This window comes from Mesorhizobium sp. M0037 (assembly GCF_040323635.1).
Classification (GTDB): Bacteria; Pseudomonadota; Alphaproteobacteria; order Rhizobiales; family Rhizobiaceae; genus Mesorhizobium.
Genome location: NZ_JAMYVB010000010.1, coordinates 108,678 through 121,590 on the forward strand (window position 1 = coordinate 108,678; position 12,913 = coordinate 121,590).

Genomic DNA, 12,913 nt, shown 5'->3' on the forward strand with positions numbered 1-12,913 from the left:
TCGAGGCCTTTGCGAAGGCGCCATCCCAATCGCTAAGGGGAGAGGGGGGAACCGACCTGAAGCAGCCGCTCGTTAATGAGGCGATCATCCCATACCTGCACCTCGATGAACTTGTCGTACTTCATCGTTGGATCGGTCTTCCAGCGCTCACCGGGCATCCCAAATTCGGCCACGACGGCTTCGATCTCACCAAGAGTAAACACTTGCCCGTGGTATCGCTTTCGTTGGGGGCGAAGATCGTCACGCGTCGCGATCGGGAGACTTGCCATGCTGTCCGGATAGGTGAAAGTGAGCGTCTCCGGTGGGAACTCTCGCAGTCGCATAACGAGTCGGCTTGGCCGTGACGGGTCTTTGCCGTCGGCAAAGTCGCCAAGAAAGAAATAGACCGGACGCTCTAGCTTCGTGGGCCCAAGCAGTCGGCGCCGTTCTCGAATGAGCCATTCCTCCGTTAATCGTCGCCTCTCCAAGTAGTTTGGTTTGATAGCGCGCAGCCCAGACGCTCTGATCTCGTCAAGAACCCGTTCTGCCTGCTCTTCGGAAAGCTCGCAAACATTTCTGCACGGTCCTCGACGGGGATCGTAGTTGTGAGTGATGACCTCGGGGAACGATTCCATTCGGGGAAGCTATACGAACCGCGCGTCAGCAGGCCACATCGCTGCCAGATGGATGCCCTTGAGGGTACCCGTTGGGACGTTGTCGGCAAATCATGCGTTGTATCGCAGCCATGGGATGGTGACCGCCCAGTGAGCCGCCGGCCTGCATCTCAGTCAGCAGGGCGTATATTGGCACGCCGCTAATGGAAGCAGCAGCCACATATGAAAGTCGCATAAGATAGATTATGGAACTTATTACATGAGGCTGCAGCTGGGAAATGACGCGGACTTTCATAGGCTTGGCATGATCGACGCGTGTTGCCTTGAGCCGATGGCCAACGCTACGCTGTGTCGATGACGACAGGAAAGCGTGACATCGAAGCGGCGATCGAAGTGTTCGTGCACGGCTTCAGTACCGATAAGAGCCGTTCCTTTCCCTACGAGGCCAGCCGCGTCGGACCCTTGTGGCTGATGCGCGATGCCGAGCGCAAGAATGCACGCGATTACCGTGACGAAGAATGGATCGTCCATGACGTCGCCGCCGAGGAAGCCGATGCCATCGTGCGGCAGCATGCGCGGCCGAGCTTTGCCGTTTCGGTCGTGATCGCGAATGATGGCCCGGACGAACCAACGCGAACGGCCTACAAGGCGCTCGGCTACCGGCTGCTGCGGACGGAAGGCTTTTTCGTCCAGTCGCTGCGCCAAATTCCAGACCCGCCAGCAATCGTCTCTATCGAACGCGTGAGGACGGCTGAACGCGCTGCACAACTGGGAAAGGTCATACGCAGGCGGACACTTCCAGACGATCAACTCGGCGACGATGCGCCGTTTCGCCAGTATGTGGCGCTCGATGGCGACGCCATCGTCGGGCGTGTGCGCAGCATAGACGCCGTCGGCGCCACATGGTGCTCGGCAATGTTTGTCGAGCCTTCGCACCGGCGTCGAGGCATCGGCCAGGCGCTGATGGCCAAAATGCTGCATGACGACAAAGCGCATGGGTCGCGGTGCTCGATGCTGTTGGCGACGCCGGAGCGCTGCTTTATCCCCGCATGGGCTATGAGCGGATTGGAACGCTGCTGATCTTCGCACTGAAGAACCGAACGTCCTTATAAAGATCTGCTCGTATCATGCTGTCTCATAAAGGAATTTCGATCACCATGCCGTCATAGGCCGGAGTGACGTTGGCCGGCACCTCGGCCTTCACCGTGGCATAGTCGAGCGGCACATGCATATGCGTCAGCACGGCCTGTTTCGACGCCAGTTTTTCAATCCAGCCAAGCGCCTGACCGAGCGACAGATGACTGGGATGGGTATGGTACTGCAAGGCATCGATGACCAGCATGTCCAGGCCGCGCAGCCGCTCGGCGGTGGTATCCGGGAAGTCGCTTATATCGGGGCAGTAGGCCAGCCCGCCGATGCGGAAGCCGAGCGAAATGATGTCGCCATGGATCTGCGGCAGCGGCTCGAGGGTGAGGGCACCGCCCTCGCCTTCGATCGTCACCGCCCTTGCGTGATCGATGATGTGCGGCCTGACGATCGGCGGATAGGAGCTGCCAAGCGGCGTCTCGAAGCAATAGCCGAACGCTTCGCGCAGCCTGAGCATGGTCGGCTGGTCGGCATGGACATCGATCAAATGGCGCTGCTCCAGCACGTAGCCGCGCAGATCGTCGATGCCGTGGATGTGGTCGGCGTGCGGATGCGTATAGACGACGGCGTCGATGCGCCGGACCGCCGCCATCAGCATCTGCTCACGGAAATCAGGCCCGGTGTCGATGACGACCGTGGTTCTGGCGCCGTTGGCTGCTATCCGCTCGACGAGCGCGGCTGAGCGTGTACGCCGGTTTTTCGGATTGGCCGGGTCGCAATTGCCCCAATCGCCGGTGATGCGCGGCGTGCCAGGTGACGAGCCGCAGCCGAGGATGGTGAGGCGCAGCCGGTCGCTCATGCGTCAGAGCCCGGCGGGCCGCGGCATCTTGCCGAACAGCCGGAAGAAGTTCGCCGTCGTCAGCGTCGCGATCTCGGCTTCGCCAACGCCGACCGTCTCCGCCAGCACCTTGGCTGTATGCGCGACATAGGCCGGCTCGTTGCGTTTGCCGCGGAACGGCACCGGCGCCAGATACGGCGCGTCGGTCTCGACCAGCAGCCGGTCATGCGGCACATCGGCTGCGATGGCGCGTAAATCGGCGGAGTTCTTGAAGGTCAGTATGCCCGAGAAGGACACATAGCCGCCAAGCGCCACGCCGACCTCTGCCAGCCGTCGCCCCGACGAAAAACAATGCAGGATGAAGGGGAAGGCGCCCTTCCCTGTTTCGTCTTCGAGGATGGCAGCCATATCGTCGTCGGCATCGCGCGAATGGATCACCAGCGGCAGCCCGGACTCGCGCGCGGCCGATATGTGAGTGCGAAAGCCCTGCGCCTGCGCGTGGCGTGGCGCCTTGTCGTAGAAATAATCCAGCCCGGCCTCACCGATCGCCACCACCTTCGGGTGCGCGGACAGGCGCACAAGGTCCTCAGCCGTCACATCCAGCTCTTCGCCGGCATTGTGAGGATGGGTGCCGACCGAGCAATAGATTTCGTCGAAACTCTCGGCAATCTCAAGCACTTGCGCAAACCGCTTCACGCGTGTCGAGATGGTCACCATGCGACCTATACCGGCAGCCTTTGCGCGGGCGACGATGGCCGCCCGCTCCTCGGCGAAATCCGGAAAGTCGAGATGACAATGGCTGTCGACGAGCATCAGGCGCTCGCCTCAGGGTTTTCGACATAACGCGGAAACACGCCCTCCGGCGCGGGCAGCGCCGTGCCGGGCACCAGCGCATAGTCGGCATGGACATGCGCGAAGTCACGCTTGTCCGCCGGCACCGCCAGCAGGTCCAGCAGCTTGCCGGCCGACCCCGGAATGTAGGGCTGGCACAGCAATGCCACGCGCCGCACCAGTTCGGCGGTCGTCCACAGCACCGTTTCCATACGCGCCGGATCGGTCTTCTTCAGCGCCCAGGGCGCCTGCGAGGCGAAGTAGCGATCCGCTTCCGCCACAACGCCGAAGATCGCCGCCAACGCGAGATGGATGCCCTGTTCCGCCATCGCCTGGCGCGCGGTACCCAGCGCTTCCACCGCCTGGTCGAGGATCGCGCTGTCGGCTTCGGTCAGCTCGCCGCGATGCGGCACCACGCCGCCGCAGTTCTTGGCGATCATCGACAGCGAGCGCTGCGCCAGATTGCCGAGACCGTTGGCGAGATCGGCATTTGTGCGGTTGACGATCGCGTCATGGCTGTAGCTGCCGTCCTGGCCGAATGGCACCTCACGCAAGAAGAAATAGCGCACCTGGTCGAGGCCGTAATGCTCGACCATGGTGAAGGGGTCTACGACATTGCCGACCGACTTCGACATTTTCTCGCCGCGGTTGAACAGGAAGCCATGCGCGAAGACGCGCTTCGGCAGTTCGATGCCGGCCGACATCAGGAAAGCCGGCCAGTAGACGGCATGGAAGCGGACGATGTCCTTGCCGATAATGTGCGTGGCCGGCCAGTAGCGCCATTGCTCGGCCTTGGTGTCGGGATAGCCGGCAGCGGTGATGTAGTTGGTCAAGGCATCGACCCAGACATACATCACATGCTTGTCGTCGCCGGGCACCGGCACGCCCCAATTGAAGGTCGTGCGCGAGACCGAGATATCCTTGAGGCCGGATCTGACGAAGCTCATCACCTCATTTCGGCGCTCGGCCGGACCGACGAAATCGGGCTGGCTTTCGTACAGCGCAAGCAATTTGTCCTGATAGGCGGAAAGCCTGAAGAAGTAGCTTTCCTCCTCATTCCATTCGACCGGCGAGCCAAGCGGCTCGCGGCGCACGCCGTCGTCGCCGAGCGTGGTTTCGCTCTCTTCGAAATAGCCTTCCTGGCGGACCGAATACCAGCCACTGTAGCGGTCGAGATAGATGTCGCCATTGGCCGCCATCGCCTTCCAGATCGCCTGGCACGACTCGTAGTGGCGTGGTTCCGTCGTGCGGATGTAATCATCATTCGAGCCGCCCAGGACCTCTGTCATCGAACGGAAGATCGCCGAGTTGCGGTCGGCAAGCGCGAGTGGCGTTATGCCTTCCTTCTCGGCCGTCTGCTGCATCTTGAGGCCGTGTTCGTCAGTGCCGGTGAGGAAGAGCACGTCCTTGCCGTCCAGGCGCTGGAAGCGGGCCAGCGCGTCGGTCGCGATGACCGTATAGGCGTGGCCGATATGCGGCTTGCCGTTCGGATAGAAAATTGGTGTCGTGATGTAGAATGTGTCGCGTGACATGAATTAACCGTCATGAATGGCCGAATGAATGTGAGCGGTGGATATCGCATCGAGACGGCGATTGCCATCCCGCCGCAATGCCGAAACCGGTCACATTCGCATTGCGGAATTCAGGCGGTCGATCATGGTCAAGGCGTGCTGCTTCTTGTCAAGATTGTAGGTATCGGTCTCAGATATGGCGTTCAGCGCCTCGTGCCAAGTGTCGGACAGCGTTTTCGCCCGCGCGAGATCCCCAGCCAGCGCGGCTTCACTGGCGCCGGTGGAGAGCAGATCGAGCGCGCGGCGGTTGAAGATGTCGAACTGGATCGCCTGGTCGCGGCCGGCGACGGCCTCGGCAAGGCGATAGGCGCCGGCGATGTCGCTCTTGCCCGACGTGACCAGGGCGTCGAGCGTGCCGGCAATCTCCAGCCCGCCATATTGGGTCAGAAGGATCGCATTGCGGGCGCTGCCCCCTGCCCGTTCCGCCAATGCCGCGCGCGCGGCAGGATCGGAAGGTGGCGGCGGCTCGACGGTTTCCAGAACGCTCATCAGGCTGCCGGCATCGAGCGGCGTCAGCCGCACCATCTGGCAGCGCGAGCGGATGGTCGGCAAAAGGCTGCCCGGCGCATGCACGATGAGGATGAACAGCGTGCGGCTCGGCGGCTCCTCAAGGTTCTTCAGCAAGGCATTGGCGGCGTTGGTGTTCATGTCGTCGGCCGGATCGACGATCACCACCCGGTAGCTGCCGTCATGCGAGGTCAGCGACAGGAAGCGGTTGACCTTGCGGATCTCGTCGACGGTGACGACCGTCTTGAAGCTCTTGGTCTTGTCGTTCAGCGGCCTGGTCAGATGCAGCACGCCGGGATGCGCCCCTGTGGCGATCTGGCGAAACAGCGGTGAGGCCGGATCGGGAACGGCAAACACATCCGGCGCCTGGTCGAAGGCCGGATGCTTCAACAGATGGTGCGCCAGGTGAAAGGCAAGCGTCGCCTTGCCGATGCCGACCGGCCCGGCAAAGATCAACGCATGCGGCAGTTTTCCCGAGCGATAGGCGGCAGCGAGCATCGCGGCCGCCTGCTCATGGCCGACCAGGCGCAGCGTCTCGGACGGCTCCGGTACACCGTCCAGTGTGTCGTGCTGCTCGGGAGCGATGCGTTCGAAGATCATGCGGGCGCCGCCTGTCGGTTGCGCGCGGGCGCCCTCGCCTCAAGTGCGGCGAACACCACCGCGGTGATGACATCCTCCACCGCAGCGGGAGGCGCCGACGCGTCGATCACGATGCAGCGGTCCGGCTCGGCGGCTGCGATCGCCAGGAAGGCGTCACGGCGGCGCTGGTGGATGTCCAGCGTCTCCTTTTCGAAGCGGTCCGGACCGTCCTCGGCGCCACGCCGCGCGGCGGCGCGCCGCAAGCCCTCGGCGGGGTCAATGTCAAGGATCAGCGTCATGTCCGGCATCATGCCGTTGATGGCGACCTCCTCCAGAGCTTCCATGAAAGCCGGATCGAGGCCGCCGGTGACGCCCTGATAGACGCGCGACGAATCCAGGAAACGGTCGCAAAGCACGATGGAGCCGCGCTCCACCGCCGGCCGGATGACCTGCTCGACATGGTCGGAGCGTGCGGCGGCAAACAGCAGCGCCTCCATCTTCGGCCCGAAAGGCTCGGCGGCGCCGGACAGGAGCACGTGCCTGACCGCCTCGGCGCCGGGTGACCCCCCGGGTTCGCGGGTGAGGAGGACATCGTATTTCTTGGCGCGCATCTTCTGGGCCAGCCGCTCGATCTGCGTCGACTTGCCGGCGCCCTCGCCGCCTTCGAAGGTGATGAAAAATCCGCTTGCCAATCGAAAGGCCTTTGTCCTGCTTTGCGCTGGTGTCTTAGTCCGCGCCCGAGAAAAGGTCCACGCCGCGGGAACTCAACGCAGCCAGCCTACGGCCAGTTCCCTGGCGGCATCAAACGCGCGTTGCGGCAGTGTGCCGACGCCGACCGATTCGGCGGCGAAAAGCGGCGTTTCCTGGCTCAGCGTATCGCCGATCCAGACGCGCAGCGCGCCGACGGGTTGCCCCTCCTCCACCGGCGCCGATACCGGCCCCTGATAGACGATCCTGGCGGTCAGCTTGTCGCGGTTGGCGATCGGCAGCAGGACGTCGATCGGCGCCTTTGCCTTCAGCGCTACGCTGGATTTGGCGCCGCCGAACACCTGGGCCTCGCCGACCACTTCGTTGCTGGCGAAAATCTCGGTCTTCTCGAAGGAGCGGACGCCCCATTCGAGCAGCTTGCGCGCTTCCTCGGCGCGCTCGCGATCGTTGGCCAATCCGCTCATCGCCGCGAACACCCTGGTCCCGTCATGGCTGACCGAGCCGACGATGCCGAAACCGCCCGCCTCACTCGACCCGACCGCCAGCCCATCGGCACCGATGCCCATGGCCAGCAACGGGTTGCGGTTCTTTTGCGAGATCTTGTTCCAGGTGAAATCGGCCCGGCCGTAATAGAGATAGAGATCCGGATATTCGCGCCATATATGCAGGCCAAGCTGCGCCAGTTCGCGCACCGTCGTCTGCTGGCCGTCGGCCGGCAGGCCAGTCGAATTGACGAATGTCGATTTCGCGAGCCCGATCTGGCGGGCGCGATCGTTCATCTGCGCCGCGAAATTCTCTTCCGAACCGGCCATGCCTTCGGCCAGCACCATGCAGCCGTCATTGGCGGCCTGTATGGTGACCCCCTGGATCAGATCCTCGACCCGGATCGCCGATTTGAGCTTGGCAAACATGGTCGACGTTCCCGAAGGCGCACCGCCCTTGCGCCAGGCATTTTCCGAAACCACGAAGGTGTCGTCGAGGCTCATGCGCTTCGACTTGATGGCGTTGAAGACCATCTCCATCGTCATCAGCTTGGCCATCGAGGCCGGCGGGATCGGTTGGTCGGCATCCTTGGAAAACAGCACCGTGCCGGTTTCGGCATCGATCATGAAAGCCTGCGTCGCCTTGGTTTCGAAAAGCTGCGCGTTGGCCGGAACCAGCGCGGCAAGCAAGAAGCCAAGGCCAAAAAGCCCGGCAAAAGGGTGGAAAAGGCGAAATCGCATGAAGAGGCTCGACTGTTAGCCGGCAGAAACTTGCCGCAACGCTATCAGGCTTCTTCCCGGCGGATCAACCGCGCAATGACAAAACCGGCGTGCCTTTGTTGGTCAGTTGCGCACAGCCAGCGCGTCCGGCGCGCCATGCGACCATGCCGCGCGCAAGAGGTCGTCGACATTGCCATGGCCATCCGGATAGAGATTGACCGCGTACCACTCATTGCCGTCGAGTTCGGTGCTCTGGATTTCGGTCCTGCCGAACGGTTCGAGAGCCGCAGCCACCCGCTTTGCCTCGGCAGCATCGTCGAAGGATCCGGCGGCGACATAGTCGGAAACGGCAGGCGATGCCTGCGGGTTGGATTTCTTCCACGATTGCAGGATGTCGGCTGGCGACATGCCCCGGTCGTCAAGCGCTGCAAAGACGTCGGCGCGCTGTGCGCGCTCATCCGCATAGGAGAGCGAAGCCACGGCAAAGGGCGATTCCGGGCGCTGAGGCACGATCGGCCCGAATTCAGGCAGCGTCACATCGCTTGAGGCCGGTGCCTGCATCGACATCACTGGCTGTGTGTCGGAATTCGTCAACTGACCAGGAAACGGCACTACGGCAGGGGGTGCGCCAACAGATAGGCTCGGCGAAGGTCCGTTCATCGCCACCATGACCCCGGTCGGCAAGCCGTCGGACGGATCCGGACGATTGTTGCCCGGGTGGTAGGAGGCCACCAGATACTGGTCATCATTGCCGTCGAGCGGCGCGCGACCGATATATTCCACCTTGACCTTGGCCGTGCCGACCTTGGCATAGTCGAGCATTTGCGCGGCGCGTTCCGAGACATCGATGATGCGTCCCTGGTGATAGGGGCCGCGGTCGTTGACGCGCACGATGACCGAGCTTCCGGTCTCGGTGTTGGTGACACGGGCGTAGCTTGGCAGCGGCATGGTCGGATGCGCCGCCGTCAGATGGGTCATGTCGTAGACTTCGCCATTGGCTGTGAGACGACCGTGGAAGGCATCGCCATACCAGGAGGCGAGACCGACCTTGGCGTAGCGCTTGTCTTCCTTGGGGTAATACCACTTGCCGCGCACCTGATAGGGCTTGCCCAACTGGTCGCGGCCGCCGCCGCGCCGCATGTACTGCACGCGCGGGCTGGCCTTCACGCCGTACTCGGTCTCGGCAAAATATTCCTTAGAGCGAGGCTTCTTGTAGACCATGGCTTTCGGCTCGGACTGCGGCGACGCGCACGCGGCCAGCAACGCAGCCGAAAGAGCGCACAACACCAAAGCAGGAGCGCGACGAAGACGCCGATGCGTCGTGGTCTGCATGTTTCCGATGTCCCCTACCGTCTCGACACAGGCGCCGCTTCTAGAATTTCGGCGGAGCCAGATGAGCAATGCCTGCGACGCGCCAATCCCCATCCCTTGTGCGCAGGAATTGTTTATCAGCGTATTAATCGATTGTGTCCGGAACCGGGCAGGAATGTGGCGGAGTTCTTGGGTCGGTCGGGACTGTGGAGCAGCATCCGAGACCTAGCCCAGGCCCTTGGAGTCTGAATGTTAATCTATGGCACGAAGCGCGGCTGCCTGGAACCGACCGACCCGAGATACGTTCTGCCCGTCATGGATGAATTCATTGAACGTTTTGGGCAACAGACGTGGCTGCCCTTTTCCGTAATTTCAGCCAGGCTTTTGCTCGCGGCCGTCCTTGGCTCCATCGTTGGCATCGAACGCGAATGGCGCAACCGGCCGGCCGGATTGAGGACACACATCCTGGTCTGTGTTGCGACGGCTCTAATTGCCATCCTCACGATCGAGATTACTCACCTTCACGTCTTCGATGGTCAGGAAATCGCCATTGATCCTATCCGCTTGATCGAAGCCACGACTGCCGGCGTGGCATTTCTGGCCGCCGGCCTGATCTTCTTCTCCAAGGGCGAGGTTCAAGGGCTTACCACCGGGGCGGGCATGTGGCTGGCGGGCGCCATAGGCCTGGCGGTTGGGCTCGGGTTCTGGCAGATCGCGGCTTTGGCAACTGTGCTCGCACTTGTCGTGCTGGGCCTTCTGCAACTGGTGCAGGTCGGCAGCAAGGATCGCAATTAGAGCCCTTGCGCTCGAAAAAAACGGGCTCGCAGCTCCGTTCGGGCACCGAACGCCACCCCCTGTTATCCATGGCAGCGCCGATGGTTGACTTGGCGCTGAGCAACGCTCTAGAGAAATGAACCGCAAGCTGGTCCGGAAGCATAGGTATCATTCGATACCAACTGTCGTTCACTGGGTCGGTTGATGTTCCTGAATGATTGAAAAATCACGACGGAGGGATGGCCGAGCGGTTTAAGGCACCGGTCTTGAAAACCGGCGTGGGTGCAAGCCCACCGTGGGTTCGAATCCCACTCCCTCCGCCAGATATTTGGCTACCGTGCTGAATTGCCTCTGTATTTTCAAAGAGGGCCAAATCTTTCCTAAGTTATTCCTAACTTCCTAAAACGAAGAAGCCTGCCACCGTGAGGCAGCGGGCCAGCGTAGCGCAAACGTTGCGCCAGCCTGAGGATCAACGTTCGTCCTGGCTATAGAGCCGTTTGGTCGCGCGGTCGCTTTCCATGCGTTCTGCAGGACCACGGTAGCGTCGGGTAATAAGAACGTATGCCATCAGTACGGCCAGCAACAGTGGCCCACCAGCAACGACGATCAACCACATCACACTTTCAAACATGAGACATCTCCTTCACGTCACAACCGTCAAGGAGAAAAACCGTTCCGTTCAAAGTTACAGCAACACCAGCACCTCCTGCTATGAGGGTCGTTTTCCCATGTGACCGTTTCGGAAATCCGGACTCCGCTGCAACAAAAGGCTGCGGCTGCACGTTGCGGTTGATCATTCAACCAGGAGCAAAGCAAATGGCCGCCGACAAAACGAAGACGGACTTCCGCGATCGGGACCGCGTCTCTGCCGATGAGGATTATGAAGTCGAGTATTTCGCCACCAAGGCCGGCATCACCCCGCAGCAGGTCGAGGAATTGATCGCGAAGCACGGCAACCGACGCGAGACGCTGGAGCGGGAAGCGAAGGCTCTGGGGAGCGGTAGGTAGCCGGCATGCCAGAGTACCAGGTGGAAGAGTGGCATGGAGAGGAGTGTGTCTCAACTCAGGCCACGAGCGCCGATGATCCGTTATCTGCGGTAGAGAAGGTCACGGGCCAAAGGGTGTCGCCTAGAGCGCTTCAGGAGCATTGGTTTCGTGTGGTCGATGAAGATGCGCGAAGCACGCATGAATTCAGCCTTGAGGACGGCGGCGCGGCTGGAGATTTCGCAAAATAGCCATGACCAGAATCTCGGACCTGCATTGGGACCAACGCTGCAGATAGGCGAGAAAGGTGCAGCCGCCGGGCGGACCCGACGGCTTATCGTCGATTGGATCGCTGCCGCCGCATGGGCCTTAAGGCGCGGCCGGCGCCAGCTTGGCGGCTACTTGGTCGATCTTGTCGGCAAGTACGCTATTGGCCCAATCTGTCACCTCAGGGTCAACGGGCTTGTTGGCCATTTGGGCAAGGGCTGCATCGATCGATGGGACGTTGGCAGCGGCAGCTGTGGCGGCGGTCTGAGCAGCGGCCGCATCCTGGGTGGCGTCATCGAGCGCTGCCTGTGCTGCATCGAGGTCGGCCTGCGTCGGGACATCTTCGGGCGGGGTATTCGGGTCAGCCGCTTTCGCATTCAGCGCGTCGAGCGCCGCTTTGGCGTCGGCAACCGCCTGATTAGCGGCATCGAGCGCCGATTGAGCGTTCTTGGCTATTGCCGACTGTGTCACAAAGGCCTGCACGCCAGCGAAGTTCTTGCTCTTGGAGTGCATAAAGGCGTTGGCGTTGCGCTGCAGTGAGTTCAACCGGCCCAGCTTGGCATGGATATTCTTTTGCTTGGACACTGAACCGGTAGCGGCCTTGGCGACCTGGCCCTTGGCGGATGCCGACTTGCCGAGCGAACCGCCGCCTCCGCCATTGCCGCCAGCATTACCGTTTCCTCCGCTATTGCCATTGCCATTGCCGTTACCGTTACCATGGCCGTTACCATGGCCGTTGCCACCAGCAGCAGCCAGGGCCGGCGACACCAGAAGCGAGAACACCGCAAATGCAGCAAAAAGGGTCTTTCGGGATGTCATAACTACCTCCGAGATTGCCACCGCCACTAACCGCTATAGCGGGCAACATGAGGAATCGCTAACACAAAGGGTAAACTTGGATATAGCTGTGCTTTCATTGCGAGAACGAAGCGGCCGGCCGGCGAAACGCCAACCAGCATAACTCTTTGAAATTGCTGAAGTAGATCACCCTCGTTGGGACCGGCCGGCCTTCCGAACTCAAAGGTCCTAGACCGCTCGGACCAAGGTCTTAAACCGTGGTTTCGGCCGCGACTCAGAAGTCGTGACGGCGCGGCGACCTTCGGTAGTCGGCACCGTATCGGCCTGAGGCCGAGCTCGACATCGATCCGCTGCTGTGTCCCAAAACACCGCCTAAGTGGTTGTATTCTCTGTCTTTTGATATAAGCGCTAGTCTGAGGTAAATTTCGACCGGCATCTGGCGGGCTTACGTTATGCAGCATCGAACGTTCTTTGGCGGCAAGGTCACCGAGATCCCTACTTCGTTACATTGCGATCCCAGGGGAATGCTGACCGCTATCGAGTTCAGCGGTTACAATTTCCAAGCCGTGCGGGCGTTCGTCGTCACCGCGCCGCGCGGCACGTCGCGGGGCGGACATGCACACGGCTCGGGCCGGCAATTGATGATGCAGCTGTCGGGCGAGATCGGCATCGAATTTCGCTATCAGGAACAGATCGAACGGCTGACGCTCACCGCATCGAACCGCGCGGTGCTGGTCGATGCCCCGGTGTGGGCGCTGCAGACCTATGAAGGCGAGAACCCGTCTTTGCTGGTTTTCTGCGATACCGAATACGACCCTGAAAACTACGTATCGAACCCCTGATGACACTCATCGGGAAAGGAGA

The 12,913-nt window shown here is 61.6% G+C and carries 14 protein-coding genes and 1 tRNA gene; 5 read left to right on the top strand and 10 right to left on the bottom strand.

Annotated features, from left to right (window positions below):
- Window positions 1-32: 32 nt before the first annotated feature.
- A complete protein-coding gene (locus tag NKJ78_RS16890; RefSeq protein ID WP_023738865.1) occupies window positions 33-614 on the bottom strand; it encodes a hypothetical protein in 582 nt (193 codons plus the stop codon).
- Between the two features lie 333 nt (window positions 615-947).
- On the opposite strand from NKJ78_RS16890, the gene NKJ78_RS16895 reads away from it, so the two are divergent.
- Window positions 948-1,673 carry a GNAT family N-acetyltransferase gene (locus NKJ78_RS16895; RefSeq protein ID WP_245260427.1) on the top strand — a complete coding sequence of 242 codons (726 nt, stop codon included), beginning with the start codon at window positions 948-950 and terminating at the stop codon, window positions 1,671-1,673.
- A 55-nt stretch (window positions 1,674-1,728) separates the two neighbouring features.
- On the opposite strand, the gene NKJ78_RS16900 is transcribed toward NKJ78_RS16895, so the two are convergent.
- The 7 genes from NKJ78_RS16900 to NKJ78_RS16930 form a co-directional block, all read right to left on the bottom strand.
- Window positions 1,729-2,538, bottom strand: coding sequence for an MBL fold metallo-hydrolase (locus tag NKJ78_RS16900; protein WP_023738864.1), 810 nt, complete (start codon window positions 2,536-2,538; stop codon window positions 1,729-1,731).
- A 3-nt stretch (window positions 2,539-2,541) separates the two neighbouring features.
- Entirely contained in the window at window positions 2,542-3,330 is a 789-nt protein-coding gene (locus NKJ78_RS16905; protein WP_023728031.1) for a TatD family hydrolase, read from the bottom strand.
- Complete coding sequence (gene metG / locus NKJ78_RS16910; RefSeq protein WP_023738863.1) at window positions 3,330-4,880, bottom strand: methionine--tRNA ligase; 1,551 nt, start codon at window positions 4,878-4,880, stop codon at window positions 3,330-3,332. Before metG ends, NKJ78_RS16905 begins: the two co-directional genes overlap by 1 nt.
- 90 nt (window positions 4,881-4,970) lie before the next feature.
- Window positions 4,971-6,026, bottom strand: coding sequence for a DNA polymerase III subunit delta' (locus NKJ78_RS16915; protein ID WP_023730621.1), 1,056 nt, complete (start codon window positions 6,024-6,026; stop codon window positions 4,971-4,973).
- A complete protein-coding gene (gene tmk / locus NKJ78_RS16920) occupies window positions 6,023-6,697 on the bottom strand; it encodes a dTMP kinase (RefSeq protein ID WP_023668949.1) in 675 nt (224 codons plus the stop codon). The genes NKJ78_RS16915 and tmk overlap by 4 nt, the downstream gene beginning before the upstream one ends.
- Window positions 6,698-6,769: 72 nt before the next feature.
- Complete coding sequence (locus NKJ78_RS16925) at window positions 6,770-7,936, bottom strand: D-alanyl-D-alanine carboxypeptidase family protein (RefSeq protein WP_023738862.1); 1,167 nt, start codon at window positions 7,934-7,936, stop codon at window positions 6,770-6,772.
- Between the two features lie 102 nt (window positions 7,937-8,038).
- Window positions 8,039-9,247, bottom strand: a complete 1,209-nt coding sequence (locus NKJ78_RS16930) for a septal ring lytic transglycosylase RlpA family protein (RefSeq protein WP_352459010.1) — start codon at window positions 9,245-9,247, stop codon at window positions 8,039-8,041.
- A 228-nt stretch (window positions 9,248-9,475) separates the two neighbouring features.
- On the opposite strand from NKJ78_RS16930, the gene NKJ78_RS16935 reads away from it, so the two are divergent.
- The gene (locus NKJ78_RS16935; protein WP_444849039.1) at window positions 9,476-10,021 is read left to right on the top strand and encodes an MgtC/SapB family protein; all 546 of its coding nucleotides are present in this window, start codon (window positions 9,476-9,478) and stop codon (window positions 10,019-10,021) included.
- Window positions 10,022-10,233: 212 nt separating this feature from the next.
- A tRNA-Ser gene (locus NKJ78_RS16940) sits at window positions 10,234-10,323 on the top strand.
- A gap of 146 nt (window positions 10,324-10,469) precedes the next feature.
- Here the strand turns inward: NKJ78_RS16940 and NKJ78_RS16945 are convergent.
- The gene (locus tag NKJ78_RS16945) at window positions 10,470-10,631 is read right to left on the bottom strand and encodes a hypothetical protein (RefSeq protein WP_023738859.1); all 162 of its coding nucleotides are present in this window, start codon (window positions 10,629-10,631) and stop codon (window positions 10,470-10,472) included.
- A gap of 185 nt (window positions 10,632-10,816) precedes the next feature.
- On the opposite strand from NKJ78_RS16945, the gene NKJ78_RS16950 reads away from it, so the two are divergent.
- Window positions 10,817-11,008, top strand: coding sequence for a DUF3606 domain-containing protein (locus NKJ78_RS16950; RefSeq protein ID WP_023738858.1), 192 nt, complete (start codon window positions 10,817-10,819; stop codon window positions 11,006-11,008).
- Between the two features lie 345 nt (window positions 11,009-11,353).
- Here NKJ78_RS16950 and NKJ78_RS16955 read toward each other — a convergent pair whose 3' ends face one another.
- Window positions 11,354-12,070 (bottom strand): hypothetical protein, encoded by a 717-nt coding sequence (locus NKJ78_RS16955; protein ID WP_023738857.1) that lies wholly within the window; start codon window positions 12,068-12,070, stop codon window positions 11,354-11,356.
- A 431-nt stretch (window positions 12,071-12,501) separates the two neighbouring features.
- On the opposite strand from NKJ78_RS16955, the gene NKJ78_RS16960 reads away from it, so the two are divergent.
- The gene (locus NKJ78_RS16960; protein ID WP_023696117.1) at window positions 12,502-12,891 is read left to right on the top strand and encodes a sugar 3,4-ketoisomerase; all 390 of its coding nucleotides are present in this window, start codon (window positions 12,502-12,504) and stop codon (window positions 12,889-12,891) included.
- The last annotated feature ends 22 nt before the right edge of the window (window positions 12,892-12,913 follow it).

Bases quoted from the DNA above. Each gene is read 5' to 3' on its own strand.
- NKJ78_RS16890 (WP_023738865.1), bottom strand. From the start codon at position 614: ATGGAATCGTTCCCCGAGGTCATCACTCACAACTACGATCCCCGTCGA.
- NKJ78_RS16895 (WP_245260427.1), top strand. From the start codon at position 948: ATGACGACAGGAAAGCGTGACATCGAAGCGGCGATCGAAGTGTTCGTG.
- NKJ78_RS16900 (WP_023738864.1), bottom strand. From the start codon at position 2,538: ATGAGCGACCGGCTGCGCCTCACCATCCTCGGCTGCGGCTCGTCACCT.
- NKJ78_RS16905 (WP_023728031.1), bottom strand. From the start codon at position 3,330: ATGCTCGTCGACAGCCATTGTCATCTCGACTTTCCGGATTTCGCCGAG.
- metG (WP_023738863.1), bottom strand. From the start codon at position 4,880: ATGTCACGCGACACATTCTACATCACGACACCAATTTTCTATCCGAAC.
- NKJ78_RS16915 (WP_023730621.1), bottom strand. From the start codon at position 6,026: ATGATCTTCGAACGCATCGCTCCCGAGCAGCACGACACACTGGACGGT.
- NKJ78_RS16925 (WP_023738862.1), bottom strand. From the start codon at position 7,936: ATGCGATTTCGCCTTTTCCACCCTTTTGCCGGGCTTTTTGGCCTTGGC.
- NKJ78_RS16930 (WP_352459010.1), bottom strand. From the start codon at position 9,247: ATGCAGACCACGACGCATCGGCGTCTTCGTCGCGCTCCTGCTTTGGTG.
- NKJ78_RS16935 (WP_444849039.1), top strand. From the start codon at position 9,476: ATGTTAATCTATGGCACGAAGCGCGGCTGCCTGGAACCGACCGACCCG.
- NKJ78_RS16945 (WP_023738859.1), bottom strand. From the start codon at position 10,631: ATGTTTGAAAGTGTGATGTGGTTGATCGTCGTTGCTGGTGGGCCACTG.
- NKJ78_RS16950 (WP_023738858.1), top strand. From the start codon at position 10,817: ATGGCCGCCGACAAAACGAAGACGGACTTCCGCGATCGGGACCGCGTC.
- NKJ78_RS16955 (WP_023738857.1), bottom strand. From the start codon at position 12,070: ATGACATCCCGAAAGACCCTTTTTGCTGCATTTGCGGTGTTCTCGCTT.
- NKJ78_RS16960 (WP_023696117.1), top strand. From the start codon at position 12,502: ATGCAGCATCGAACGTTCTTTGGCGGCAAGGTCACCGAGATCCCTACT.